24 protein-coding genes are annotated in these 26,473 nt (G+C 72.1%); 6 read left to right on the top strand and 18 right to left on the bottom strand.

Annotation, left to right across the window (positions count from 1 at the left end; translation table 11 throughout):
• Window positions 1-51 precede the first annotated feature (51 nt).
• From ftsE to pruA, 4 genes are all read right to left on the bottom strand, one after another.
• Complete coding sequence (gene ftsE / locus EV385_RS20090; protein WP_130510856.1) at window positions 52-732, bottom strand: cell division ATP-binding protein FtsE; 681 nt, start codon at window positions 730-732, stop codon at window positions 52-54.
• Between the two features lie 99 nt (window positions 733-831).
• Entirely contained in the window at window positions 832-1,944 is a 1,113-nt protein-coding gene (gene prfB / locus EV385_RS20085) for a peptide chain release factor 2 (protein ID WP_130510855.1), read from the bottom strand.
• 96 nt (window positions 1,945-2,040) lie between these two features.
• Window positions 2,041-2,556 (bottom strand): PadR family transcriptional regulator, encoded by a 516-nt coding sequence (locus EV385_RS20080; protein ID WP_130510854.1) that lies wholly within the window; start codon window positions 2,554-2,556, stop codon window positions 2,041-2,043.
• A 287-nt stretch (window positions 2,557-2,843) separates the two neighbouring features.
• Complete coding sequence (gene pruA, locus EV385_RS20075) at window positions 2,844-4,472, bottom strand: L-glutamate gamma-semialdehyde dehydrogenase (RefSeq protein WP_130510853.1); 1,629 nt, start codon at window positions 4,470-4,472, stop codon at window positions 2,844-2,846.
• A gap of 124 nt (window positions 4,473-4,596) precedes the next feature.
• Here pruA and EV385_RS20070 point away from each other — a divergent pair, with 124 nt between their 5' ends.
• Complete coding sequence (locus EV385_RS20070) at window positions 4,597-5,535, top strand: hypothetical protein (protein ID WP_130510852.1); 939 nt, start codon at window positions 4,597-4,599, stop codon at window positions 5,533-5,535.
• Here EV385_RS20070 and EV385_RS20065 read toward each other — a convergent pair.
• The gene (locus tag EV385_RS20065) at window positions 5,532-5,993 is read right to left on the bottom strand and encodes a DUF6912 family protein (protein ID WP_130513443.1); all 462 of its coding nucleotides are present in this window, start codon (window positions 5,991-5,993) and stop codon (window positions 5,532-5,534) included. The two genes, EV385_RS20070 and EV385_RS20065, sit on opposite strands and share 4 nt — an antisense overlap.
• Before the next feature lie 141 nt (window positions 5,994-6,134).
• Entirely contained in the window at window positions 6,135-6,569 is a 435-nt protein-coding gene (locus EV385_RS20060; protein WP_130510851.1) for a rhodanese-like domain-containing protein, read from the bottom strand.
• A gap of 93 nt (window positions 6,570-6,662) precedes the next feature.
• Here EV385_RS20060 and EV385_RS20055 point away from each other — a divergent pair, with 93 nt between their 5' ends.
• The 3 genes from EV385_RS20055 (at window position 6,663) to EV385_RS20045 (ending at window position 8,159) form a co-directional block, all read left to right on the top strand.
• The gene (locus tag EV385_RS20055) at window positions 6,663-7,142 is read left to right on the top strand and encodes an Lrp/AsnC family transcriptional regulator (RefSeq protein ID WP_130510850.1); all 480 of its coding nucleotides are present in this window, start codon (window positions 6,663-6,665) and stop codon (window positions 7,140-7,142) included.
• Window positions 7,143-7,172: 30 nt separating this feature from the next.
• Window positions 7,173-7,400 (top strand): helix-turn-helix domain-containing protein, encoded by a 228-nt coding sequence (locus tag EV385_RS20050; protein WP_130510849.1) that lies wholly within the window; start codon window positions 7,173-7,175, stop codon window positions 7,398-7,400.
• A 405-nt stretch (window positions 7,401-7,805) separates the two neighbouring features.
• Window positions 7,806-8,159 (top strand): Rv3235 family protein, encoded by a 354-nt coding sequence (locus EV385_RS20045; protein WP_341273961.1) that lies wholly within the window; start codon window positions 7,806-7,808, stop codon window positions 8,157-8,159.
• Window positions 8,160-8,280: 121 nt separating this feature from the next.
• Here the strand turns inward: EV385_RS20045 and secA are convergent, their stop codons facing one another.
• On the bottom strand, window positions 8,281-11,172 hold the full coding sequence (secA, locus tag EV385_RS20040; RefSeq protein ID WP_130510848.1) for a preprotein translocase subunit SecA: 2,892 nt from the start codon (window positions 11,170-11,172) through the stop codon (window positions 8,281-8,283).
• Window positions 11,173-11,332: 160 nt separating this feature from the next.
• Between secA and EV385_RS20035 the strand changes: the two genes are divergently transcribed.
• Window positions 11,333-12,631, top strand: a complete 1,299-nt coding sequence (locus EV385_RS20035) for a GNAT family N-acetyltransferase (protein ID WP_165449534.1) — start codon at window positions 11,333-11,335, stop codon at window positions 12,629-12,631.
• Window positions 12,628-13,761 (top strand): GNAT family N-acetyltransferase, encoded by a 1,134-nt coding sequence (locus EV385_RS20030; protein WP_130510846.1) that lies wholly within the window; start codon window positions 12,628-12,630, stop codon window positions 13,759-13,761. The genes EV385_RS20035 and EV385_RS20030 overlap by 4 nt, the downstream gene beginning before the upstream one ends.
• 94 nt (window positions 13,762-13,855) lie before the next feature.
• Here the strand turns inward: EV385_RS20030 and hpf are convergent, their stop codons facing one another.
• The 11 genes from hpf to manA form a co-directional block, all read right to left on the bottom strand.
• A complete protein-coding gene (hpf, locus tag EV385_RS20025; RefSeq protein WP_130510845.1) occupies window positions 13,856-14,458 on the bottom strand; it encodes a ribosome hibernation-promoting factor, HPF/YfiA family in 603 nt (200 codons plus the stop codon).
• Between the two features lie 219 nt (window positions 14,459-14,677).
• On the bottom strand, window positions 14,678-15,469 hold the full coding sequence (locus tag EV385_RS20020) for a ComF family protein (RefSeq protein WP_130513441.1): 792 nt from the start codon (window positions 15,467-15,469) through the stop codon (window positions 14,678-14,680).
• Between the two features lie 40 nt (window positions 15,470-15,509).
• A complete protein-coding gene (locus EV385_RS20015; protein ID WP_130510844.1) occupies window positions 15,510-17,333 on the bottom strand; it encodes an LpqB family beta-propeller domain-containing protein in 1,824 nt (607 codons plus the stop codon).
• Window positions 17,330-19,135 carry an MtrAB system histidine kinase MtrB gene (mtrB, locus tag EV385_RS20010; protein ID WP_130513440.1) on the bottom strand — a complete coding sequence of 602 codons (1,806 nt, stop codon included), beginning with the start codon at window positions 19,133-19,135 and terminating at the stop codon, window positions 17,330-17,332. Before mtrB ends, EV385_RS20015 begins: the two co-directional genes overlap by 4 nt.
• A gap of 136 nt (window positions 19,136-19,271) precedes the next feature.
• Window positions 19,272-19,961 carry an MtrAB system response regulator MtrA gene (mtrA, locus tag EV385_RS20005; RefSeq protein WP_130510843.1) on the bottom strand — a complete coding sequence of 230 codons (690 nt, stop codon included), beginning with the start codon at window positions 19,959-19,961 and terminating at the stop codon, window positions 19,272-19,274.
• A gap of 67 nt (window positions 19,962-20,028) precedes the next feature.
• Window positions 20,029-21,312 carry an iron uptake transporter deferrochelatase/peroxidase subunit gene (efeB, locus tag EV385_RS20000; RefSeq protein ID WP_130510842.1) on the bottom strand — a complete coding sequence of 428 codons (1,284 nt, stop codon included), beginning with the start codon at window positions 21,310-21,312 and terminating at the stop codon, window positions 20,029-20,031.
• An 8-nt stretch (window positions 21,313-21,320) separates the two neighbouring features.
• Window positions 21,321-22,457: an iron uptake system protein EfeO gene (gene efeO, locus EV385_RS19995; protein WP_130510841.1), complete on the bottom strand. Its 1,137-nt coding sequence runs from the start codon at window positions 22,455-22,457 to the stop codon at window positions 21,321-21,323.
• Window positions 22,458-22,472: 15 nt separating this feature from the next.
• Window positions 22,473-23,414, bottom strand: a complete 942-nt coding sequence (efeU, locus tag EV385_RS19990; RefSeq protein ID WP_130510840.1) for an iron uptake transporter permease EfeU — start codon at window positions 23,412-23,414, stop codon at window positions 22,473-22,475.
• Between the two features lie 165 nt (window positions 23,415-23,579).
• The gene (locus tag EV385_RS19985) at window positions 23,580-23,801 is read right to left on the bottom strand and encodes a DUF397 domain-containing protein (protein ID WP_207229879.1); all 222 of its coding nucleotides are present in this window, start codon (window positions 23,799-23,801) and stop codon (window positions 23,580-23,582) included.
• A gap of 52 nt (window positions 23,802-23,853) precedes the next feature.
• Entirely contained in the window at window positions 23,854-24,699 is an 846-nt protein-coding gene (locus tag EV385_RS19980) for a helix-turn-helix domain-containing protein (protein WP_130510839.1), read from the bottom strand.
• Between the two features lie 582 nt (window positions 24,700-25,281).
• Window positions 25,282-26,472, bottom strand: a complete 1,191-nt coding sequence (manA, locus tag EV385_RS19975) for a mannose-6-phosphate isomerase, class I (protein WP_130510838.1) — start codon at window positions 26,470-26,472, stop codon at window positions 25,282-25,284.
• Window position 26,473: the final 1 nt, after the last annotated feature.

Here is a 26,473-nt window from a genome sequence, read left to right as displayed (position 1 = left end):
TCCGGGACTCCGCGTCTCACATCGATTACGACTCTTCTGCGGGGCCCGGCACTAGCCGTAGACGCCACGGGCCTGGTCGCGAACGATCCGTCCGCTTTCGATCTCGATGACCCGGCGGCGCATCTGGTTGACGATGTTGGAGTCGTGCGTGACCATCACGACGGTCGTACCGGTCCGGTTGATCCGGTCCAGCAGCCGCATGATCTCGATGGAGGTGTCCGGGTCGAGGTTTCCGGTGGGCTCGTCGGCCAGCAGGATCAGCGGCCGGTTCACGAACGCCCGGGCGACCGCGACACGCTGCTGCTCACCACCGGAGAGCTCGTGCGGGTACCGGTGCTCCTTGCCGCCGAGGCCGACCAGCTCCAGCACCTCGGGCACGACCCGGCGGGCGACCGCCTTGGTCTTGCCGATCACCTCGAGGGCGAACGCCACGTTCTCGTACGCCGTACGGTTCGGCAGCAGCCGGAAGTCCTGGAACACGCAGCCGATGGAGCGCCGGAAGTGCGGGATCTTCCAGGACCGCATGGACGTGACGTCCTTGGCGTTGACCATCACACGGCCGTGGGTCGGGGAGACCTCGTGCAGCAGCAGCTTGATGATCGTCGACTTGCCGGAACCGGAGGGGCCGATGAAGAAGACGAACTCACCCTTCTCGATACCGACGCTGACATCGTCCAGCGACGGCCGAGACGCCTTGGGGTACGTCTTCGTCACGTTCTCGAGCTGAATCACGGGAGCAGAGTCTACGCGGTGTAACCGAAACGCCAAGCCGCCCGGGGCCGGTAATTTTGCACCGGCGATCACCGCAGGCCCGCCGAACGGCCGATCGGATCAGCCCGCGAGCTGCTTCTGCTTGCGCCAGCGGATGCCCGCCTCGATGAAGGCGTCGATCTCCCCGTCGAAGACCGCGGACGGGTTGCCGGTCTCCTGCTCGGTCCGCAGATCCTTGACCATCTGGTACGGATGCAGCACGTATGACCGCATCTGATCGCCCCAGGAGCCCGTGGTGTCCTGTTTGAGGCCGGCCAGCTTGGCCTCCTCCTCCTGGCGCTTGCGCTCCAGCAGGCGGGCCTGCAGCACCCGCATCGCGGAGGCCTTGTTCTGCAGTTGGGACTTCTCGTTCTGGCACGTGACGACGATGCCGGTCGGGACGTGGGTAAGTCGCACCGCGGAGTCGGTCGTGTTCACGCTCTGTCCACCAGGCCCCGACGAACGGTAGACGTCGACCCGGATCTCGTTCTCGGGGATCTCGATATGGTCGGTCTGCTCCACCACCGGCATCACCTCGACGCCGGCGAAGCTGGTCTGGCGCCGCCCCTGGTTGTCGAAGGGGCTGATCCGTACCAGCCGGTGGGTGCCCGATTCGACGCTCAACGTCCCGAACGCGTACGGGACCTTCACCGCGAAGGTGGCGGACTTGAGCCCAGCCTCCTCGGCGTACGAGGTGTCGTAGACCTCCGTGGGGTAGCCGCGCCGCTCGGCCCAGCGCAGGTACATCCGCAGCAGCATCTCGGCGAAGTCCGCCGCGTCCACGCCGCCCGCACCAGCCCGGATGGCCACGACCGCCTCCCGGGAGTCGTACTCCCCGGAGAGCAGGGTCCGGACCTCCATCTCGTCGATGGCCTTGGTCAGCGCGACGATCTCGTCGCCGACCTCCGCGATCGACGCCTCGTCCGCCTCCGCCTCGCCCAGCTCCAGCAGCAGGCCCGCGTCGTCGAGGCGGGAACGCAGCTTCTCCAGCCGGGAGATCTCCCCGGAGACGTACGCCAGCCGGGAGTTGACCTCCTGGGCCCGGGCCTGGTCGTCCCACAGGTCCGGCGCGGACGCCTGCTCCTCCAGCTCCGCCTTGTCCCGGCGCAACCTGTCGACGTCGAGGACGTTCTCGATGTTGCGCAGGGTGGCGTCGAGGGCCTTGAGCTGTTCGGGATAGTCGGCTGCACTCACGACAGATAAGACTACGCGCCGCCCGGCGGCATTCCCTGCCGGGCGGCACGGTGCTGCACCATCCGGCAGGTGCGGCGGCGTCCCCTGGCCGATGGGCTATGAGGCCGGTGCGGCCTTGAGCCAGCTGAGGGCCGCCTTGTGATAGGCGACCGCGAACTCCAGCGCGGCGGCTCCGTACTGGTCGCCGGCCTTCTTGGCCTCCTTGGCCTGCTCGCGGGCCATGGCCAGGGCCTCCGAGTGGTACTCGTTGGCGCCGACGTAGAGGCTCTTGAGCTGGGTGCCGGAGCTCTGCTGACCGAACGCCACGCGCAGGGCGACCGGGTTACGGATCGCGTCGCGGCCGGGCGCCTCGGCGAGCCACCGGCTGAAGGCGCGCTTGCCGGAGGCGGTGAGGGCATAGGGCTGGCTGGACCGTGGCCCGGGCTTGCCAAGGCGGACGAACCCCATCTCGGCCAGGACGGGCAGTTCGCGATAGACCTGGCTCCGCGTCATCGACCAGTAGGGCCCGAGGCGGCGTTCGGCAGCCGCCATGAGCTGTCCGCCGGTCATCGGCCCCTCGTGTAGCAGGCCGAGCAGAGCGGCAGCCGTGGGATTGATCTGAGTGTCGGGCATGCCTTCTAAGCTGCCACTTTGTTGCTCCGGCGTCCAGGATTTCGCCCGATCCGTCCATTTTGCGTCTCCACAAACGACTGTCCCGCACAGACAGTCCGACCAGGAGGGTCTGTACCAGGCGTTTTCCTCATGACCAGGCCTGTGACCTGGTAAGATGGCCCAGGAAAACGGTCAGACGGCGCTCGCAGTCGATAACAGCCACAAAATCACCAAAATCTCCGGGCGGACCGCCTTCCGGCAAGTGGGGCCGTCACGGGAAAACACGCAACGGCCCCCATACCGGACAATCAGCCCATATGCGGGTAGCGCCAGTCCGTCGGCGGCTCGAAGGTCTCCTTGATCGTCCGCGGGGAGACCCAGCGCAGCAGGTTCAGGATCGAGCCCGCCTTGTCGTTCGTGCCGCTGCCCCGGGCGCCGCCGAACGGCTGCTGCCCCACGACCGCGCCGGTCGGCTTGTCGTTGATGTAGAAGTTGCCCGCCGTGAAGCGCAGCGCCGCCCCGATCCGGTCGATCGCGGCCCGGTCGGTGGCGAAGACCGACCCGGTCAGTGCGTACGGCGAGGCCGCGTCGGCCTGCGCGATCGTCGCCTCCTCGGCGCCGTCGGAGTACACGTACACGCCGAGGATCGGGCCGAAGTACTCCGTGGTGAACACCTCGTGGGTGGGGTCGGTGCACTCCACCAGCGTGGGAGCGACGAACCAGCCCTCGCTGTCGTCGGCCGTGCCGCCAGCCAGCACGGTGCAGGCCGCGCTGTTCTTGATCCGGTCCAGGGCCGCCGCGTGCTTGGCGAAAGCCCGCCCGTCGATCACGGCGCCGCCGAACGTGGACAGGTCGGTGACGTCACCGTACGTGATGGAGGCCGCCGAAGCCGCGAGCCGGTCCCGCAGCCCGCCCTCCCAGATCGAGCGGGGGATGTAGGCCCGGGACGCCGCGGAGCACTTCTGGCCCTGGTACTCGTACGCGCCGCGCAGCAGCGCGGTGTGCAGGGCGTCGGCGTCCGCGCTGGCGTGCGCGAACACGAAGTCCTTGCCGCCGGTCTCGCCGACCAGCCGCGGGTACGACCGGTACCGGTCGATGTTGCTGCCCACCTCGCGCCACAGGTGACGGAACGTCGCGGTCGAGCCGGTGAAGTGGATGCCCGCCAGGTCAGGGTCGGCCAGCACCACGTCGGAGACCGCCAGGCCGTCGCCGGTCACCAGGTTGATCACGCCCGGGGGCAGCCCGGCCGCCTCGAACAGCCGCATCGTGTAGTGCGCCGACAGCTGCTGCGTGGGCGACGGCTTCCAAATCACCGTGTTGCCCATCAGCGCGGGCGCGGCCGGCAGGTTGCCCGCGATCGCCGTGAAGTTGAACGGGGTGATCGCGTAGACGAAGCCCTCCAGCGGCCGGTGGTCGAACCGGTTCCAGATGCCGGGCGCCGACTTCGGCTGCTCCGCGAGGGCCTGCTGGCCAAACGCGGCGTTGAAGCGCAGGAAGTCGATCAGCTCGCAGGCCGCGTCGATCTCCGCCTGGTACGCGGACTTCGACTGGCCGAGGATCGTCGCCGCGTTCAGCGTGTCGCGCCAGCTCCCCGCCAGCAGCTCCGCGGCGCGCAGGAAGACCGCGGCCCGCTCGGAGTACGGCAGGGCCCGCCAGCCGGGGGCGGCCCGCTTGGCCGCCGCGACGGCCGCCGCCGCGTCGGAGCGGTCCGCGTTGCCGAGCACCCCGAGGACGTGGTGGCGGCGGTGCGGCTGGACCACTTCGATCTCCGGTCCGGACCCCATCGACTGCTTGCCGTCGATCGTCATGGTCAGCTCGACGCGCTCGCCCCGCATGGCGTCCACGCGTGCCTGCAACGAGGCCCGCTCGGCACTGCCGGGGGCGTAGCCGCGTACCGGCTCGTTCCGTGGCTCCGGCACGGAAAGCTGGGCGTCCATCTCGCACTCCTTCTCCGGGGTCTCCGGTCCTGGGGGTCTCCGGCTCAGGGGGTCTCCGGCCGACTCGATCCATCCTTGCACGGCCGGAACCGGCGCTCAGTCGGTCACGCGTACCCTGACCGGCATGACATCGCAGCAGGACACGGCCGTTTCCACCGGATCGGGCGAGCGCGCGCCGTTCGCCGGGATTGCGCTGGCCGCCGTGGGCCTGCTGTGGCTGGCCGCGATGCTGTGGTCGGCCCGGGCCGCCATCACCGGGCGCGCCGACGCCGAGACCGAGGTGGTCGTCACCGCGTACGCGCTGCCCGGGATCGTCTCCGCGGGCCTGGTCGCGGGCGCGGCCGGGGCCCTCGCGGTGCTGGCCCTGGTGGGGCGCCGCGCCCGCGGCGCGGGCGCGCGCTTCGCGGTCACCATCGGCACGGGGCTGGCGCTGGGCGCGCTCGGCGCGGTCCCGATCATCACGATCAACACCGCGGGCTGGGTGTACGCCGTGGCCGGCGGCACCGTGGCGGCCGCCGCGACGTTCGGCGGCGCACTGGCCGGCTTCCGCGAGCCCCGGGTGGTCGCCGCCGCGTGCTGGGCCGCCATCGCGGTCTTCGCGGTCGGCTTCGCGCTCAACGTCGCGCAGGTCCCGCTGCTCGACCTGTTCGGCGCGGGCACCAGCTCCGCCTCCCAGACCTCGGCCGCGGGCTGGTTCTCGCTCACCCAGTCCGTGCTGGGCGGCCTCGCCGCCGGGGGCGTGTCCTTCCTGGTGCTGCGCCGCTCGGCACCGGGACAGCTTCGCTGGCCGATGTACGCCCTCGCGGGCGCCGGCCCCGGCCTGCTGCTGGCGCTCACCGAAATCCTGGCCCGGACCGCGGGTGCCCGGGTGCTCGACCTCGCCGGGCGGGTCAGCGAGCTGGAGCTGACCGTGCAGCGGATGCTCGGCGGTGCCCGGCTCAACAACGCCCTGATCGTCCTGTTCGTGGGGGCGATCAGCGCCATCGTCCTGCTCGGCCGCACGCTTGGGCCGGCGCCGGACGACGAGGACGCGCCCGCGGCGCCGGAGAGCAGCCCGTCCTAGATCAGTTCGTCCAGCTCGGAGACCGCGTACCACTCGAGTTCGTGGTCCTCGGCGCCGTCCACGGTGAACTGCGCGTCCGGGTCGCCCGCGAGCGCCTCGTCCACCACCTCGGCCGCCGCCGCGACCTCGGTGACCGCCTCCTCGCCGTCCACGTGGATCGCGGCCACGTCGGTGAGCGCCACCGGCTGCGGCAGACGTACCTCGCTCGATCCAAGTTCGACGTCCTCGCGGACCAGCGCTGCCGACGGCACGTCGGCCGAGACGACCACCCGGCGCCGCGGCGCCTGCGTGTCCAGTCGCAGCAGGTGCAGGGCGCCCTGGGCGGCGCGGGTGAACGCCACGTACTCCAGCTCCTCCTCGTCACCCTCGGCGTACCACTCGCGCAGCGCCGGGGTGACCGCGTGCGCGACCATCGGGCCGTCGCCGAGCCGGCCCGACGCGCGCAGGGCGGCCAGCATCGGCACGGTCGCCGGGACGTACACCCGGACCAGATCGGTGATCGGCACTCTTCTCCCCCTGTGGTTGGACCGTCCCTGTAGTACACCGTCGAGGGCCACGGCGGAAGTCCAACCCACCACGCGTGTCACGATCGTGGCCGATCAACATGCACAGCTCGACCCCACCGGGGCGACCAGCGAGTCCGCCGGGCGGGTGGCGTCGCCGTCGGCGCCACGCAGCGGGAAGCCCTCCCGGGCCCAGTACTCGACGCCGCCGATCATCTCGCGGGCGGTGTACCCGAGCAGCGACAGGGCGAGGGCAGCCCGGGTGGCGCCGTTGCAGCCCGGCCCCCAGCAGTAGGTGACCACCGGCACGGCCGGGTCCAGCAGGTCGGCGGCGCGGGCGGGGATCTCGGCGTGCGGCAGGTGCCGCGCGCCGGGGATGTGGCCCTGGTTCCAGGCGTCCAGCGCGCGGGCGTCGAGCAGGACGAATCCGGGTTCGCCCGAGGCCAGGGCGGCGTGCACGTCGGACGCGTCGGTCTGGGTGGCGAGGCGCTCGGCGAACAGGGCGGCGGCGCGTTGCGGTTCGAGAATCATGGCCAAAACGGTACGGATGGGAAGGGCCGGCCGGCACTACCGACCAACGGCCCGGTCGGCGATCCGCCGTTGCTTCACCGGTACTATGGCCTGATGGCCGTGGAATCAACACTGGATCGCACCGACTGGCGGATCGTCGAAGCGTTGCAGGCGGATGGGCGGGCCAGCTACGCCGACCTGGCCCGGATCGTGGCGATGTCACCCAGCGCGGTGGCCGAGCGGGTCCGCCGCCTGGAGGAGACCGGGGTGATCACCGGCTACCGGGCGGCCGTCGATCCGGCCCGGGTCGGCTTGACGATCATGGCGCTGGTCCGGCTGCGGTATCCCACGGGCAACTACCGGCCGTTCCACGCGCTGCTGGACAGCACCCCGCAGATCGTCGAGGCGCACCACGTCACCGGGGAGGACTGCTTCGTCCTCAAGGTCCTGGCCCGGTCGATGCGGCACCTGGAGGAGGTCACCGGGCGGATCGCCGGGCTCGGCTCGGTCACCACGAGCGTCGTGTACTCCAGCCCGCTGCCGGACCGCGCGGTCACCGGCCCGACCGCCGCCGCCGCACCGGTGGCAGACTGAGGCCCATCGTCGTCGAGCCGGGAGAGGCGCGTGGAGGCCAGGTTTCTACTGCTGTCCGACGTGGCCACCGAACTCAACGTCACGGACTCGCAGGTCTATCACATGGTCCGCAGCGGCGAACTGCCCGCGATCAAGGTCGGCGGGCGGGGTCAGTGGCGCGTCGAACGCGCGAAGCTGGAGGAGTACATCCAGCGCAAGTACTCCGAGACCGCCGACTGGGTGCAGCAGAACCCCCTGATCGAGCGCGACTCCGACTGACCTCCCCACCACGGATCCCACCGCTCCACATTGGGCATTGACGGGTACGCATGGGGTTCGGCACACTCGGTGACCGGAGGCAAACGAAAGCAAACGCAGAGAAACGCCTCCAACCAACGGGATGGATGGTGCGGTGTGACGACGGTCGAAGTGGCACCACGGGGGCCCAGGCCGCCGATCCGGATCCGCCCCGTGCCGCAATGCGATCCCCCCTTCGACGACGAACTGGATCCGTCCGTGTGGGCACCGGCCCACCAGCCAGCGTTCCGGTGGCCCGGATCCCCGGCGCCCGCCCCGCTCGACGGTGCGGCACCCGCGGCAGCGAGGGGCGCCGGTGCGGCACCCGCCGTGGCGGGCGTCGGGGCGGCGAGAACGACGCCGGGTGGGGTATCCGGGGAGGCGCGGGTGGCGGTGCACCGGTTCGTGAGCGCGTTCGTCGAGGTGCTCAACGGGTACCGTCCGGCCGCGCACCTGCGCCGCCTGACGCTTCCGGCGCAGGCGGCCCGCGTGGTCGCGCAGGCGGTGACCGGGGTACACCGGGTGGCGGAGCTGCGCCGGGCCGGCTCGCGCCGCGCCACCGATCGGCACGGGCGCGGCGCCGCCCCGGCGGCGGTGCTGCGGCTGCGCCTGTGCGAGCCCCGGCCCGGCGCCGTGGAGGCGACGGTCCTACTCGTCACGGGCGGCCGGACGTGGGCACTGGCGCTCCGCCTCGAGCTGCACGACCAGTCCTGGCTGACAACGACCCTGCAGTTGGTCTGAGATCGACGGTTCCGGCGGTCGTGGTGGACCGGTGCCCGCTCGCCGCCACCCGAGCCAGGCAGGCCGCCGACAACGGCGACGGCCCGCGGGATTCCCCGCGGGCCGTCGAAGATGCGAGCGGTCAGACAGCGCCGGGGGCGCCGTGGCAGCGCTTGTACTTCTTGCCCGAGCCGCAGTAGCAGGGCGCGTTGCGCGACGGGCCACTGCTGGCCTGGGCCTGACCCGCGCTACTGCGGGCGCTGCGGGCGGCCGCGGTGTGCGCGGGGCTGGCGGGCACGGGCGAGCCGCCGATGCCGAGGGCCGGCGCGCCCTCCTCCTGCACCACCGGAGTCCCGGCACCGGCCTCCCCGTCGATGGCCGGCGAGGTGTACTGCAGGTGCTGCGGGCGGTTGCCCCCACCGAGGCCCTTGGCCCGTACCTCGACCTGCCCGTCGCCCCCGGCGGCGGCGCTGGCCGGCAGCGGGACGGCCTGGCTCGGGTCCACGGTGACCGTCGGCTGCTCCTCGACCTGAACCTCCAGGTTGAACAGGAAGCCGACCGCCTCCTCCTTGATGCCGTCCATCATCTGCGCGAACATGTCGAAACCCTCGCGCTGGTACTCGACAACCGGGTCGCGCTGGGCGTACGCCCGCAGGCTGATGCCCTCCTGCAGGTAGTCCATCTCGTACAGGTGCTCGCGCCACTTGCGGTCGATCACCGCCAGGAGCACCTGGCGCTCCAGCTCACGCACCGCCTCCGGACCCAGCTCCTCCTCCCGCGCGTCGTACGCGCGCTGCGCGTCCTGCTTGAGCTGCGCGATGAGGAACTCCTGGTCGAGGGTGTGGCGTTCACCGCCGGACTCCTCGACGAGGTTGTCGATCGTGACGCCGACCGGGTAGAGCCGCTTGAGGTTCGTCCACAGCTGGTCGAGGTCCCAGTCCTCGGCGTACCCGTCGGCGGTGGCGGCGGTGACGTAGTCGGAGACCACGTCGTCGATCATGTGCCGGGCCTGGTCGTGCATGTCCTCGCCGTTGAGCACCCGCAGGCGCTCCGCGTAGATGACCTGGCGCTGCTTGTTGAGCACCTCGTCGTACTTGAGGACGTTCTTGCGGATCTCCGCGTTCTGCGCCTCGATCTGGGTCTGCGCGCTGCGGATCTGCCGGGTGACCATCTTCGACTCGATGGGCACGTCCTCGGGGATGTTGAACCGCTCCATCACGGCCTCGACCGCACCGGCCCGGAACCGCTTCATGAGGTCGTCCTGCAAGGACAGGTAGAACCGGGACTCGCCGGGGTCGCCCTGACGGCCGGAGCGGCCGCGCAGCTGGTTGTCGATGCGCCGGGAGTCGTGCCGCTCCGTGCCCAGCACGTACAGGCCGCCTGCGGCCTGCACCTCGGCGGCCTCCGCCTCGCACGCCTCCTTCCAGGCGGGCATGACCTCTTCGAGCGCCTTGGCGTACTCCTCGGGGCTCTCCACCGGGTCCAGGCCGCGCTGGTGCAGCTCGGAGGAGGCCAGGAACTCGGGGTTGCCGCCGAGCAGGATGTCCGTGCCGCGACCGGCCATGTTGGTGGCGACCGTGACCGCGCCCTTGCGGCCCGCCTGGGCGATGATCGTCGCCTCCTGGGCGTGGAACTTCGCGTTCAGCACGCTGTGCGGGATGCCGCGGCGGCGCAGCAACTGCGACAGGATCTCGGAGTTCTCCACCGACACCGTGCCCACGAGCACCGGCTGGCCGGTGCCGTGCCGCTCGGCGATGTCCTCGACGACCGCGGTGAACTTGGCCTTCTCGGTCTTGTAGATGACGTCCGGGTGGTCGATGCGGACCATCGGGCGGTGCGTCGGGATGGTCACGACGCCGACCTTGTAGACCTTGTTGAACTCGCCGGCCTCGGTCTGCGCCGTACCGGTCATGCCGCCCAGCTTGTCGTAGAGGCGGAAGTAGTTCTGCAGCGTGATCGTGGCCAGCGTCTGGTTCTCCTGCTTGACCTCGACGCCCTCCTTGGCCTCGATGGCCTGGTGCATGCCCTCGTTGTAGCGGCGACCGTGCAGGATGCGGCCGGTGAACTCGTCGACGATCAGGACCTCGCCCTCTTGGGTGACGATGTAGTCCTTGTCGCGCTTGTAGAGCTCCTTGGCCTTGATCGCGTTGTTGAGGTAGCCGACCAGCGGGGTGTTCACCGACTCGTACAGGTTGTCGATGCCGAGGCGGTCCTCGACCCGGGCGACGCCGCGCTCCGAGATCGCGACCGTCCGCTTGGCGTGGTCGACCTCGTAGTCGCCCGACCCTTCCGTGCCCTTCTCCAGGCGCTTGACGATCGAGGCGAACTCGCCGTACCACCGGGCGGAGTGCTCGGCCGGGCCGGAGATGATCAGCGGGGTCCGGGCCTCGTCGATGAGGATGGAGTCCACCTCGTCGACGATCGCGAAGTTGTGACCCCGCTGCACCAGTTCGTCCCGCGACCACGCCATGTTGTCGCGCAGGTAGTCGAAGCCGAACTCGTTGTTCGTCCCGTACGTGATGTCGCACTGGTATGCGGCACGGTGCTCGGCGGCGGGCCGGTTCGGCAGGATCACGCCGACCGTCAGCCCGAGGAACACGTGCACCCGGCCCACCCACTCGGCGTCGCGCTGCGCCAGGTAGTCGTTCACCGTGATGATGTGCACGCCCTTGCCGGACAGCGCGTTCAGATACGCCGGGAAGACGCCGGTCAGGGTCTTGCCCTCGCCGGTCTTCATCTCCGGGATGTTGCCGAAGTGCAGGGCGGCCGCACCCATGATCTGGACGTCGTACGCCCGCTGACCGAGCACCCGGCGGGCACCCTCCCGGGCCGTCGCGAACGCCTCGGGCAGCAGCGAGTCCAGCGACTCCCCGTCGGCGTAGCGCTGCTTGAACTGCTCCGTCAGGTCGCGCAGCTCATCATCGGTCAGGTCGACGTAGTCGTCCTCGATCGAGTTGACGGCGTCCGCGATCGCCTTGAGCCGGCGCACCATGCGTCCTTCACCGGCACGGAGGACCTTTTCCAATATCGACACGGGCCAACTCTCCCTAGACCAGTCTGCGCCCCCATCGTAGGCACCTCGGCGAGCGGTCTGTGACCCGAGCCTCCCGTTAACCGTGCAAACATGGCGAAACACGGCCGGTCGTTCGCTGACAGCGCACACCGGCGCCCGGCGAGTCCGGCAGGATGGCCGGGTGGCCCCGTTCGAGCTGCGCGCCGGCGAGCTGGTGGTGCGCGGGTTCCGCCGCGCGGACGCCGGGGAGCTGGTCCGGGCCCGCGACGACGCTGAGATCTCCCGCTGGGCGAACAGCTCGCCGGTGCCGTACACGCTGTCTGACGCGCGGGAGTTCATCGACGCCGCCAGCGCGGGGCTGGCGGACGGTACGACGTACGGCGGCGCGGTCACCGCCGCCGCGACCGGTGAGCTGCTCGGCTCGGTGGCCCTGCACGGCGTCGACGAGCGGGCCGGCAGCGCGGAGATCGGCTACTGGTCGGCACCGTGGGCGCGCGGGCGCCGGATCACCGAGCGGGCCGGTCGGGTGCTGCTGGAGTTCGGTTTTCACCGGCTCGGGCTGGCCCGCGTCGACTGGCGCGCCGCGGTGGGCAACCACGCCTCCCGGCTGACCGGCCTGCGGCTCGGGTTCACCGTGGCGGGTGTCGTCCCGGCACACCGGCGCCCGCGCGACGGCGCCCGGGTCGACGAGTGGTTCGGCTGGCTGCTGCCGGGGCAGCTCACCCCGCCCGGCTGGGAGGTCGCGGACTGGGTGCGGCGCACGGCGTACACGTTCGGCCGCCCGCCGCCCACCCTGCCGGCCGGTCCGGTCACGCTGCGCCGGCCGGCCGAGCGGGACCTGCCCGGGCTGGCCCGGGCGCTGGCCGACCCCGAGTCGGTCCGCTGGTTCGGCGGCCCATACCGGCCGGCGCAACCCACCGACGACCCGCCGGCGCGGGCCTGGCCCGCCGAGCGCCCGCTACCGGGGGCCCGGCCGATCGAAGGCCTGGTGGCGCAGGCGCGGCCCGTGGAGAGCCCGGTAGTGGAGACGCGGCCCGTCGGGAGCCCGTCGGCGGAGGCGCGGCTTGCCGCGTACGTGCGTGCGGAGGTGCCGGCGCTGTGGGCGCGCGGCGAGGAGGCGGTCTTCGTCGTCGCGGACCGCGACGACGCCTGCGTCGGCTCGATCGACGTCCGGGTGCGCCCCACCGACCCGGCCGTCGGGGAGATCGGCTGCGTCATCGCGCCGCAGGTCCGCGGCCGCGGTTACGCCACCGAAGCCCTGCGCGCCATCTCCGCGTGGGGTTTCGCCGCGCTCGGGCTGCGCCGCCTCGAATGGCGCGCCGAGGTGGCAAACCCTGGTTCCCGGCGGGTCGCCGAGAGGGCGGGGTTCACCATCGAGGGAATAGCCAGGGCGGGGCTGGGCCGCGATGATGGCCGCCGCGACTGCTGGGTCGCGGCACTGCTGCCGGAGGAGACGACGCGGAAGGAAGGCGCCGCATGATCGTACCGACGATCGAGGGGGATGGCGTACGGCTGCGGATCTACCGCCCGGACGACCTCGACGCGGTGGTGGCGGGCTACGCGGACCCGCTCACCCAGCGTTTCATGCCCTCGCTGCCGGCGCCCTTCGAACGCCAGCACGGCGAGTTCTTCCTGCGCGAGGCGGTGCCGGAGGCGTTCGCGCTGGGCGGCTGCGCGTACGCGATCACCGACCCGGCCACGGACCGGGTGCTCGGCGGCGTGGGACTGGAACGGGTGGTGGCCGCCCGGCGGCAGGCCGAGCTGGGCTACTGGGTGTCGCCCGGCGCCCGTGGCCGTGGGGTGGCGACCGCGGCGGTGCGGGCGCTGACGGACCACGCCTTCGCCGCCGGCGTGGCGCGGCTGGAGGTGCTCACCCACTGGGAGAACGCGGCCAGCCAGCGGGTGGCGCTGGCGACCGGGTTCCGCCGCGAGGGCGTACGCCGTGGTGCCGTGCCCCGCCGTGACGGCGACCGCGACGACCTGCTGGCGTACGGTCGGCTGGCCGGCGATCCGCCGGGCCCGACGCCGCGGCTGCTGCCGGACCTGCCCGGCGGGGAACTCACCGACGGGGTGGTCACGCTGCGCCCGTTGACCGGCGACGACATCGCCTTCTACACCGAACTGCACACGGTGCCGGACGTGGTGGCCACGATCGTGCCACCGGTGCCCCCGGACGCGGAGGAGATCCGCCGCCGGTGCGCGTGGGCGGCGGCGCACTGGCTCAACGGCGACCGCGCCGACCTGGTGGTGGTCGACACGGCCAGCGGCCTCCCGGCCGGCAACCTGGGACTCTTCTACCAGGAACCCGTCACCGGGCAGGCGATGATCGGCTACAGCATGCTGCCCGCGTTCCGTGGGCGTGGCTACCAGACGCGGGCGGTGCAGCTGCTGGCGTTGTGGGCGTTCGCGGAGACCGGCATCGCGCGCCTGGTCGCGGGCACCCTGCCGGACAACGCCGGTTCCCAGCGGGTGCTGGAGAAGGCCGGCTTCCGCCGGGAGGCGTTCCTGCGCTCCCGGCTGCCCGGGGCGAACGGCCTCCGCAGCGACGACGTGCAGTTCGCGCTGCTGGCGGAGGACCTGGTCCGGGAGGCGGCCGGCTTCGACCGGTGACGTGCCCGCGGGTGGGCGGTGACGTCGAGTCAGGTGGCGGGCGATCGTCGGCCGGCGCACGGGCGTTGGGCTCGCGCACCGGCCGGAGGCCCGCTCAGGGCGTGGATTCCAGGCTGAGGATGCCGTAGTCGTACCCGCGGCGCCGGTAGACGACGCTGGGCCGGCCGCTTTCCTTGTCGTGGAAGAGATAGAAGTCGTGTCCGACGAGTTCCATCTGGAACAGCGCATCGTCGACGGTCATCGGGTCCGCGGGGTGTTCCTTATGGCGCACGATGCGGTATGGGCGGTTGTCGTCGTGCTCGGCCAGCGCGTCCTCACTCGCCTCGACGTCCGGCAGGTCGGTGGGCAGACCCGCCGTGGCGGCGGCCACCGAGACCGGTGCGCGGCGGCCGCGATGCACGCGGCGGCGGTCGGCGGCACGCCGGAGCCGGGCGTCGAGCTTGTTGATCGCTACGTCCAAGGCGGCGTAGAAGTCCTTGGCGGTCGCCTCGGCCCGCACAACCGGGCCGCGGGTCACCACAGTGATCTCCACGCGCTGGCAGTTGTCGGACTGCCGCGGATTGCGCTCGTGGAACAGCTCTACGTCGGTCCGGATCAACTTGTGGTCGTAGCGTTCGACCTTGCTCAGCTTGTCCTTGACGTGCACCCGGTAATGGTCCGGAACCTCTACGTTGCGGCCCTTGACGACAATGTCCACTCGTGACCTCCCCCAACGTTTCGTTCTGCGCGCGCCCGGCGGTACCGGGGGCGCCGTACTGCGACGTGGTATGGCTGCGGCGATGCCGGGTTCACGGGAATCCGGCAGGGGCCGGGCCAATGGCTGGAAGACGACTCCTTTCCGAAGCGGCAGGTCGGTCTCGCGACGCCGGCTTCCGGTGGCGGGTAAATCGTGGCACTTACCCTCGTCATCAAGACGCTAACGTGCGGATGCGCCCCAGTCACCCCTCGTTCGGGGAAGCGCTTCGGGACTTTGGGCCCGGTCCGCGACCGGCCGGCGCGAGCTCCGATCGCTGCCCCGGTGAGCCCGGCGCAGCTGCGTCGCGGCCAGCACCGCAGCGCCCGCAACCTGCATGTTCGCCTCCGTGAGCCGAGTTGCCACCGCGGCGAGCGTGGCGCCCGTGGTGACGATGTCGTCCACCACCACCAGCGTGCCTCTCATCGTCGATCGCCGCTGCGAAATGCCGATCCGGGTCGCCTTGATTCGCAGCGAACTCTCAGCCACGGCCACCCGGGCGAGCGCACCCAGATCCGCCGAGTCGGGCCGGGGCGCGGCGCGCAACGGCCGCGCCAGTTCGGCGCGCCAGCCGGCGGCGCGCAGGCGGCATGCCGCGTGCCCGGCCAGGCGCGCCAGATGATCTCCGTGCCGCCGCCGGGCGGCGGCCGCGGTCGAGGGCACCGGCACGATCAGCAACGGCGCCCCGGTCGCGGCCCCGGCCCGGACCGCCGCGGCCGCGACCGCGCCCGCCAGCAGGGCGCCGAGCGGCCGGGCCAGCCGGTGCCGGCCCCGTTCCTTGTACGCCAGCAGCACGCCCCGCAACGCCCCGGCGTACGGCCCGACCGCGGTACACGGCGGCATACCGCTCGGCGGCGGCACCGGCACGACCGGGTACGGGGTGAGCCCCTCCAGGGCGACGACGCACTCCGCGCAGGTGCCGAGCCGCAACGGCACCCGCTCCGCCCCACACCCGGCGCACGCCGTGGGCAGCACCAGATCCGCCAGCCCCGCCAGCAGCTCCGCTGCGGGCACGTCAGTTGAGGAAGAACGGGGCGGTGGGGGCGACCCCGGCGGGCGGGTTCTGCACCGGCTCGGCGAGGTTCGCCACGGTGATCTTGACCGCCTCGAACAGCGCGTCGTAGGCGACGCCGCCCTGCACGTAGCTGACCGAGTTGGAGGTGACCCGCCCGGTCGCCGGGTTCGCCGGGTACGCCGTGAGGTGGCTGACCGCCTCCGTGCCCAGGTCCTGCAACCGGTCGTACTCCAGGACGCCGTCGACCGACACGTCCATGATCGCCACACGTTTGGTGGCGGCCCGGACCCCGGCCACGGAGAGCCAGCCCTCACCGCTCCAGTCCACCGCGGTGACCTCGCGCAGCGGGGTGCGGATCTGCCGAGGGGCGCTGAGCTGCACGGTGTCGCCGCTGGTCGCCAGCACGGTCACGTAGAGCCGCCCGCCCGCCACGAAGGCGACCCGGTGCGCGTCCGGGGCGATCGCCACCGCCTTGACGGGGCCGGCATCGACGGAGACGTCGATGCGCCGCGCCGGCCCGCCCGCGGCGGTGAAGCCGTACAACGCCCCACCCGCCGGAATGAGGCCGAACGCGGTGCCGGACCGCTGGTCCGGGGTCACCGCCCACGCCGGGTGACCGAGCGACCCGGGCAGCGTGACCCGGCGCAACGGCGCCTGCCCGCCGATCCGGCCGGTGCCTACCTTCAGGCTCTGCTTGCCCCCGGCCTCGCCGACCACCACGGCCGCGTACGCGTCGCTGGACGACGTGCTGATCGCGGCGTCCCGGACGTTGCGGTTGTCCGCCGGCGTCAGCACCGGCACGGGCTCCGTGGCCCCCGCCGAGCCGGACAGTCGCCGGATGCGCCCGTCGAACACCACGAAGCGCTCCGGCCGGTCCGTCAGCCGGTACGCGAAGTTGCTGGCCAGGTAGTCCATGTCGGTGTAGTCGATGGGGTCGCTGTGGCCGATGCGCAGCTCGAGCACCCGGGGCAGGTTCGGCCGCAACGACCACATCAGCTGCCGCCGCAGCCGGTCCAGCACGCGCGAGTCCTCCTGCGACATGCCCTGATCGCTGAGGTTGATCTGGAGCTTGTCGTTGCTGACGGCGGGCACGTTGCCGATCGCGGTGGTGCCGTCGGGCAGCGGGTCGACTGCCTCGGCGAGCCACGGCGCGGGCCCGGCGCTGAGCCACCGGAGGATCTCCGTGGGCTGCTGCTCGCTGGGCACGCTCAGCGGCATGTAGCGCACGTCCGGGACGAGGCCGGTGCGCTCGGTGTTCCAGAAGTAGATCGTCCGCTGGACGTAGAAGTTGGTGAACGCCTCGTCGCTGATCAGCAACTGCGGCGGCGCCTTCCGCATGAACAGCCCGGACTGGCCCGCGACCGTGCCGACCACGAGGTGATGTTCGACGACCGGCTCGTTCGGGGTGGGATCGAGGATGCCGTTGCGGCCCAGCACCCCGACCTGCTGCACCTTCACGGTCACGTTGTCGCTGCCCGGGTTGACCAGGGGCTTCTCGATCTGGCGGACCACGTGGATGTCCGGTGACGGCTTGAAGGCGGCCGCGGTGGGCGGGGGCAGGAACCGCCGTACCCGGTTCGGGGCGTCGTCGAAGACTCCGGCGGCGGCCTGGAGGTAGTACTGGACGAACTGCGCCTTGTCGAGCGTGGCCTCGCGGTCGTTGCGGGTGGGCGGGACGTCGTTGCCCGACGACGTGCCGGTGGTCGGGCCGGGCCCGATCGGCAGCACGGAACTGTTGTCCGGGATGCCGCAGCCGCCGAGCCCCAGCGCGGCCAGCACCGCGCCGGCCAGCAGCAGGCGCAGCGGACGCCGTGGCCGTCTCATCCGATCACCTCGGCCGGATCGGCCGCCACGGTGCCCGAGGCGCCAGGGGCGGGCGTCCCGGCGGCTTCCGCCACGGGCACGGCCGTCTCCCGAGCGGCGAGTGCGGGCGCCGGCGCTGCCGCGCGGTCCTCCGGCGCGGGCGCGGGCGCCTCCGCACCGGCCTCCGGCGCGGCGGTGGGACCGGCCAACAGCGGGTCGCGGTCGCGCGGGATCAGCGGCAGGGGCGCGGCCACCAGCCGGTCCCCGGAGCGTACGGGCAGGGTGAGGCGGAACTGGGCGCCGGCGCCGGGGCTGCCCCACGCCTCCAGCCAGCCGCCGTGCAGCCGCGCGTCCTCCACGCTGATGGACAGGCCCAGGCCGGTGCCGCCGGTCTGCCGGGCCCGGGACGGGTCGGCGCGCCAGAACCGGTTGAACACCAGCCGCTCCTCCCCCGACTTGAGGCCCACCCCGTGGTCGCGGACGGTGACCGCCACGGCAGCGTCGTCGCAGGCGAGGGTCACTTCGACCGGCTTGCCCTCGCCGTGCTCGGCGGCGTTGCCGACGAGGTTGCGCAGGATCCGCTCGACCCGGCGCGGGTCCACCTCGGCGATCACCGGGGTGTCCGGCAGGCGCAGCTCGATCGTCACGCCGACCCGCTCGGCGAGCCCGGTGAGCCGCTCGGTGACCCGCTGCACGATCGGCACGAGGTCGGTGTGCTCGGCGTCCAGCGCCGCGAAGCCGGCGTCGAACCGGCTGATCTCCAGCAGGTCGGTGAGCAGGCTCTCGAAGCGGTCCAGCTCGGCCTGGAGCAGCTCGGCGCTGCGCGCCACCGCCGGGTCGAACTCGTCGCGCTCGGTGAAGATCAGGTCGGCGGCCATCCGTACGGTGGTCAGCGGGGTGCGCAGCTCGTGCGACACGTCGGAGGTGAACCGGCGCTGCAGCCGCGACATCTCCTCCAGCCGGACGATCTGCCGCTGCAGGTTTGCCGCCATCTGGTTGAACGACGCGGCCAGCAGGGCGAGCTCGTCCTCGCCGGAGACCTTCATGCGCTGATCCAGCAGGCCGGCGGAGAGGCGCTGGGCGGTCCGCGCGGCGTCCCGGACCGGGGTCACCACCAGCCGGGTCACCAGAAGCGCGACGATGCCCAGCAGCAGCACCAGGGTCAGGCCGGTGACCAGCACCGTGGTGCGGATCTGGTTGGCCGCCCGGTCCTCCGTGGTGAGCGGGACCAGGTAGTACAGCTCGACGTGGCCGAAGCTGGTCGGCACCGGGGACCCGGACACCAGGAACTTCGTCTGCACCCCGGCGATCTCGGCCGTACGGATCTGCTGATACTCGCCGCCGCGCCCGGCCACGGCCTTGACCAGCTCGGGGGTGATCAACTGCGAGGTGTCGAAGTTGGTGGAGCTGACCGGCTTGAGATCGGGATACTCGGCGGCGCGCAGCGTGACGATGGCGCCGCCGTTCTCGGCCGGGTTGCCGTCGGCCAGGTGGTCGACCGTGGCGCGCATCGTCGAGGGCAGTTTCGGGTCGAAGACCTGCCGGTGCACGGTGAGCTGGTGGTACGCGTAGTCCACCTTCGTGCGCATCTGCGCCTCGACCTCGTCCTGCGCGCGGTTGAGCAGGATCTTGGCGCTGCGGTCCGCGACGAACCAGCCGAAGCCGCCGACGAGCAGGCTGGACGCGACTAGGGTGATGGTGATGACGCGGGCCTGCAGGGACCGCCGCCACGCGCGGCGGGCGGGCGCCGCGGTGCGGCGGGCCCCCCGAACGAGGACACGCCAATAGCGCCGCACCAGCCGCAGCAGGCGGCGGACGGGCATGGGGAGCCAGGACGGAGCGCGCATCTCCCGGCTAGGTTAGCCGGTCGCCGACCCGCCCCGCGTCGGCCTGTGGACGGCCTGTCCCGCTGTGCGACCTGCCGTCCTGCCTGGGTCTTACCTGCCAATCTTGGGCGCTCTAGCCCGTGCCCGCCTTGTAGCCGACCCCGCGCACGGTCAGGATGATCTCCGGGCGCTCCGGGTCGGGCTCGATCTTGGCGCGCAGCCGCTGCACATGCACGTTGACCAGCCGGGTGTCGGCGGCGTGCCGGTAGCCCCACACCTGCTCCAGCAGCACCTCACGGGTGAACACCTGGCGCGGTTTGCGGGCGAGCGCGACCAGCAGGTCGAACTCGAGCGGGGTCAGCTTCACCTCGTCGCCGTCGCGGGCGACCGTGTGCGCGGGCACGTCGATCGTGATCTGGTTGCCGGGCGGCCCGATGGTGAGCAGCTCCGGTGCGGCGTCCTCGCCCCGGCGCAGCCGGGCCCGCATCCGGGCCACCAGCTCCTTGGGCTTGAACGGCTTGACCACGTAGTCGTCCGCGCCGGACTCCAGGCCCAGCACGACGTCGACCGTGTCGCTCTTAGCGGTCAGCATGACGATCGGGATGCCCGACTCCCCACGGATGGCCCGCGCCACGTCGATGCCGCTCATCCCGGGCAGCATGAGGTCGAGCAGGACGATGTCCGGCCGGTTCTCCCTGAAGGCGGACAGCGCGCGCTCGCCGTCGGCCACGAACGAGGGCAGGAATCCTTCGCTGCGCAGCACGATGCCGAGCATCTCGGCCAGCGCGGGGTCGTCGTCGACCACCAGTACCCGGGCTCTCATGTGGTCCAATATTGCACTGCCTCTCCGGTTCCGGTGGAAGCGCCCCAGGCGATCTTGCCACCCGGGGTCACGCGAAGAGGGTGCTCCCCCAGTAGTCGCTGGCGCCGGTGACGCCGGGTGGACAGGCGAAGATACCGCTCGAGACGTGCCGGACGTACTCGTTCATGGCGTCGTGTCGCGCGAGATTCAGCTGGACCGGGACGAACGCGGTGCGCGGGTCGCGCTGGTAGCCGATGAAGAACAGGCCCGCGTTGAGCCGGCCGAGCCCGTCGGAGCCGTCGACGAAGTTGTAGCCGCGGCGCAGCATGCGGGCGTTCGAGTTCTGGGTCGGGTGGGCCAGCCGTACGTGCGAGTCGATCGCGATGACCGGCTCGCCGTCGGGCCGCTTCGCCTCGAGGTCGGGCTCGTCGAACTCGTCGGCCCGGCCCAGCGGCGCACCGCTGCCCTTGGTCCGGCCGATGATGTCCTCCTGCTCGCCCAGGGAGGTCCGGTCCCAGGTCTCGATGAGCATCCGGACCTTGCGGGTGACCACGTACGCGCCGCCGGTCATCCAGGCGGGCCCGTCGCCGGGCTGCACCCACAGGTGATCGCGCAGCAGGTCGGTCTCCTCGGCCTTCAGGTTGGCCGTACCGTCCTTGAAGCCGAACATGTTGCGCGGGGTGGCCTGGTCCCTGGTGGTTGACGAGGTACGGCCGAAGCCCAGCTGCGACCACCGGACCGTGACCACGCCCATGCCGATCCGGGCCAGGTTGCGGATGGCGTGCACGGCCACCTGCGGGTCGTTGGCGCACGCCTGGACGCAGATGTCGCCGCCGGAGATGGGCGCCTCGATCAGGTCGCCCGGGAAGTGCGGCAGGTCCACCAGCGCGGCGGGCCGCTGCGCCGCGATACCGAAGCGGTCCTTGCCCGCGGCGTCGCGGAACAGGGTGGGCCCGAAGCCGACCGTCAGGGTCAGCCCGGACGCCGGCAGTCCGATCGCCTCGCCGGTGTCGTCCGGCGGCGCCTCCAGGATGCCGCCGACCGCGCCGATCTCCCCGGCGTCGCGCCCGGCGGTCAGCCGGGCCGCGGCCGCGGTCCAGTCCTTGAGCATCCGCACCAGGCGGGCCCGGTCCTTCGTGACGACGTCGAACGCCACGAAGTGCAGCCGGTCCTGGGCCGGGGTGACGATGCCGGCCTGGTGCGCCCCGGTGAAGGCGATGGCGTCCGCGGCGGCGGCACCGGCCTGCGCGGGGTGGGACTGCTCCGCGGTACGCACGACGGCGCCGCCGACCGCGGCCGCCCCGGCGATGCCGGCCACCCCGGCGCCCGCCAGCGCGATGGCGCGGCGGCGGCTGACCGTGCTCTCAGTCATCGCGATCCCTACTTCCCGGAGATGACGCCGGCGACCTTGCTGATCGGCTCGGCCAGGGCGTTGATCGCGTCGGACAGGCCCTTGAGCTGCGCCTCGGACAGCTGGTTGTGCAGCTTCCAGCCGTCGCCGACGCGGTACTTGGCCAGCTCGGCGTCCACCTTGGCGAAGCCCTCGTCGATGGACTTCACGAGCGCCGGGTCGCGCTTGACCAGCGCCGGGCGCAGCGCCGCGACGGCCGCCTTGGAGCCCTCCACGTTGGCCGCGAAGTCCCACAGGTCGGTGTGCGAGTACCGGTCCTCCTCGCCCGTGATCTTGCCGTTGGCGACCTCGTCGAGCAGTTCCTTGGCGCCGTTGGCGAGTTGCAGCGGGGACAGCTTCTCGGCCTGGGCCTTCGCCGCGATCGCGCGGACGTCGGCGTCGAGCTGGTCGGCGATGGCGCCGTCCTTGCTCACGTCGCCGCCGACCCACAGGTCCTTCTCCAGCCGGTGGAAGCCCGTGAACGGCAGTTCCTTGGTGGCGCCGTCCTCCCGGCCGTCGATCTTCGGGTCGAGGTCGCCGAAGATCTCGGCCACCGGTTCGATCCGCTCGAAGTACGTGCGGGCCACCGGGTACAGCGCCTTGGCCTTGGCCACGTCGCCCGCCTTGACGGCGGCGACGAACTCGGCCGTCTTGTCGACCAGCGCGGTGGACTGCGACCGCACGTACCGGGAGTAGTCGGCGCTGGCCTGGGCCAGCGCGGCGTCCTCGGCCAGCGGCGCGGCCGAACCGGAGACCGTCAGCGCGGTGCGGATGCCCTGGCCGACCATGCCCGGCTTGCACGACGCCTGGTATGCGCCGGCGGGCAGCTCGACGCGCAGTTCCCGGGACAGGCCCGGGGTGATGTTCTCCACCTCGCCCATCACCCGGTCACCGTCGGCGTAGACGTAGAACTCGGTGACCTTGGCACCGGAGTTCGTGACCTTGAAGACCGCCGTGCCCGCGTCGAGCGTGGTGCGGGCCAGCTCGCAGGCGGAGTCGGTGGCCGTGACCGCGATCGGGCCGCCGGCCGCCGCGGCGCCGTCGGTCTTGTCGCTGGTGCACGCGGCCAGGGCGCCGCCGGTGAGGGTGCCGACGGCGGCGAGGGCGAGGAAACGGGTGCTGCGCATGGTGCGGGGGTTCTCCTACTGTTGCGGCGCGGGCGCCGGGGCGGACTGCGGTTGCGGCTCGGAGTGCGCGGCCAGCGCGGGGCCGGTCGTCGCGGCCTCGGGGGCCGCTGTCGCGCCCGCCTCGGTCGCCGGGGCGGCGGCGGGGGCCGCGGCGCGACGGGGCCGCCAGAGGAAGAGCACGAGTACGGGCACGGCGTACGCGACCCAGGCGGCGACTTCCAGCACGGTCGGTTCGGCGGTGATGTTGAACATCCCGGAAAGCAGGGCGGCGTACCAGGTCGACGGGTCGAGGACGCCCGCCGCGTGGTAGGCGATGGTGCCGATGCCGGGCAGCACGCCGGACTCCTGCAGGTCGTGCACGCCGTACTTGAAGATGCCGGCGGCCACGAGGATGAGCAGGGCGCCGGTCCAGGTGAAGAACACCGTGAGGTTGATCCGGACGGCGGTGGCGAACAGCAGGTAGCCGATACCGATGGCGGTCGCGATGCCGCCGAGCAGGGCGTACAGCGGGCCGCCGTTGACGTCGGCACCCTGCACGGCCGCGTAGAAGATCATGGAGGTTTCGAGGCCCTCGCGGACGACCGCGAGGAAAGCCATGATCAGTACGGCGAACGAGCCGACCGCGAGCGCGTCGTGCAGCCTGCTCCGCAGGTCCCCGGCGATGCCCCGGGCGGCCCGGCGCATCCAGAAGATCATCCAGGTGACGAAGACGACCGCGGCGATCGAGGTGACCGCCTCGAACAGCTCCCGGTCGTCGTAGTCGCGCAGCAATGTGGTCTGGGTGTAGCTGAGCAGCCAGCCAAAGAGGACGGACAGCGCGACCGCCGCGCCGACGCCGAGCCAGACCTGCGGCAGCCGGTCCTTGCGCTGTGACTTCACCAGGAAGGCGACGAGGATGCTGACCACCAGAGTGGCCTCCAACCCCTCGCGCAGGCCGATGAGGTAGGTGGCGAGCATGGCACTCCGACTTCCGGGGCGTCGCCGGTCGAGGGGTCGGCCGCGAGCACGTTGCTAAGGCATTCCTAACTAAGGTTCGGATTACCTTACTCGGGGCGGCGGCCCTCCCGTCAAGCCGACCGACTATTCACCAGGTCACAGGCCTGATGGCCCGGCACCGCCGGGTCAGTCGGCCGGTCGGCGGTCGAATTCGCCCGCGCGCACCCCGGCCAGGAAGGTGGCCCAGCCGGTGGCGTCGAAGGCCAGCACCGGCCCCTCGGGGTCCTGGGAATCGCGGACCAGGACGACTTCCATCGCCCGGGCGATCTCGACACAGTGGCCATTGGCCGCACTGCGCGCACTCTTGCGCCAGGCGGGGGCCGCCCCGAGGTTCTGCTGCAACGCCATGCCCCTTCCGGAGACTTTCATTGAATAGCCATCCGACCCAACGCATGAGCAGTCAGTCCAGGCCCTCCCCCGTACGGGCGACCAGGTCACGGCTGGCGACCGGGTCGAGCGCCCGCTGCCACACATCGGTGAAGAACCTGCGGTACATCTGCACCTCGGCGGGGCGGTCCCGGAACACGCCGCCCGTGGCGTCCTCGACGTGCGCCACGTCGGACCGGCCGGGGACGCCGAACTCGAAGACCATGAAGGACCCGGCCAGCGCCGCGTGCGCCCCCGCGGCGAAGGGCAGCACGCGCACCTCGATCCCGGGCCGTCCACACGCGTCGTGCAGCCGGTGCAGCTGGCGCCGCATGACGGCCGAGCCACCGACCCGCCGGTGCAGCACCGCCTCATCGAGCACCACACACAGCCGGGGCGGAGCCTCGCGGGTCAGCACGGCCTGGCGCGCCATCCGCAGTGCCACCCGCCGCTGCACGGTCTCCGGATCGGTCCGGTCCGCGCCGACCTCGATCACCGCGCGGGCGTACTCGTCGGTCTGCAGCAGGCCCGGTATCACCTGGGCCTCCCACTCGCGCAGCACGGCCGCCTCCGCCTCCAGCGCCACGTACTCGTCGTACGGGTCGGGCACCGCGGAGCGGTACGCGTTCCACCAGACCCGGGCGCGGCCGCGCCGGGCCAGGTCCTGCAGGCGGACCCGGTCATCGCCGGTAACCCCGTACGCGGCCAGGAGGCGATCGAGGTCGGCGTCGCGGATGCCGGTACGGGCGGTCTCGATGCGGCTCAGCTTGGACTCGGACCAGCCGAGCGCGGCCGCCACGGTGGCGCCCCGGCGCTCGCCCCGGAGCCGGCGCAACTCGCCGCCGAGCTCACGGCGAGCGGTGGTCGTCGGCCTCGGCACGGCATCACCGTACCGGGTTTCCGGTAACGTTCCGCAACTTGCAGATCGCCTTCTGCACTTGCAGACTCCGACCGCGCGTGGGCTAATGGACATATTGACGGGCCCAATGGCGGTCGGGCCCCGGCTCTTCGGCCGGGGTGGCGGCGTCGGTGGCGGCAACCGCCGGCCCGCCCGAGAAGATCGAGCCCCGTCCACAGCGGACGGGGCTCGATGCCGTCATATCCACTCGAACGGGTGACCGCCGCATCGTGTAGCGACAGCGCGGCGGGCCGGAGCGCGCTCGACCCCCCGGCCCGATCCCGGACAGCGAACGAGGCGGCAGGTCCGTGACCCACCGCCCCGTTCATCCCCCCGGTTTGGTACCGCGCGCGTCCGTGGGACCCCCCGATCACCAATGACGCTGCGTGGTTATAGATTCACACTCCGCATACGCCCATGTCAAGCAAATCCAGAAATTTCCGATTTGATGGTCGGACCAACATCTCGGAAGCAACGCGGGCCGCAAGCGGCCGAGGGCGCCCATGACGCTGCGACAGGACTGGAGCCGACTCCCCGTAGCGACCCGGGGGCGGGAAGTGACCGCTACTCGGCGGCGGTGGCCACGAACGCCTCGCCCACGCCGGAGAGCGTGACCGGGCCCACCGCGGCCGGGGCGTACGCCGCCGTGCCCGGCGTCAGCACCACCGGAGCGACCGCCCCGACCGGCTGCGCGACGGTCACCGCGCCGCGCACCCCGAGCACGATGCGCGGGCCGCCGACCGGCACGGGGACCGGAGCGCCGTCGAGGGTCACCCGGTAGAGCTGGAACTCGCGTACCGGGACCCGCCAGGTCATCAGGCCCGGCGCCACCTCGTACGCGGGTAGCAGCGGGTCGGCCAGCACCTCGAAACGCAGGACGCGCAGCAGCTCGTCCACGTCCACCCGTTTGGGGGTCAGGCCGCCGCGCAGCACGTTGTCGCTGGCCGCCATGATCTCCACGCCGGTGCCCGCGAGGTAGGCGTGCAGGTTCCCGGCCGGCATCCAGATCGCCTCGCCCGGCGCCAGCCGTACGTGGTTGAGCAGCAGCGAGACCAGCACCCCGGGGTCACCCGGGTAGTGCTCGGCCAGCCCGGCGGCCAGGGCGAACTCGCGGGCGTACGGATGATCGTCGGCGGCCGCCAGGGTGGCGCTGACCACCGACTCGATCAGCGCCGGACGCTCGTCGGTGGGCCAGGTCAACAGCGTCTGCACCGCGTCGCGCAGACCCGCAGTCCCGGCCCGCAGCGCGGCCACCACCGGCGCGAGCTGCGGCAGCGCCAGTCCCTCCAGCACCGCCGCCGACACGTCCGGCGCGCGGAACCCGCACAGCGCGTCGAACGTGGTCAGCGCCACCAGCGCTTCCGGCTTGTGGTGCGGGTCCGTGTAGATCCGCGGCGCGTCCGGGTCGGCCTGCTGCCGCGCGTACGCCTCCCGCGCGTACGCCGCGTCCGGGTGGGCCTGCAGCGACAGCGGCGCGGCGGCGGCCAGCACCTTCATCAGGTACGGCAGCCGCCCGTCGAACTCGTCCGCCACCTGCGCGCCGAGCTGACCGGCGGGATCCGCGGCGATCAGGCTGGCCAGGTTCGCCGGCCCGTCGGGACCCGTGACGGTCGACGGGTCACCGGGGTGCGCACCCAGCCACAGCTCGGCCTCGGGAGCGTCGGTCGGCGCCGGCCGGCCCTGCAGCCCCGCGATGGCCGTGTGGGACCCCCAGGCGTACGGGCGGATGGCGCCGGTCAGCGGAAAGACGCGCATG

The organism is Krasilnikovia cinnamomea (assembly GCF_004217545.1).
Taxonomy (GTDB): domain Bacteria; phylum Actinomycetota; class Actinomycetes; order Mycobacteriales; family Micromonosporaceae; genus Actinoplanes; species Actinoplanes cinnamomeus.
The sequence above is the reverse complement of the archived record's forward strand: the minus strand, read 5'-3'. Positions and strand labels throughout refer to the sequence as shown.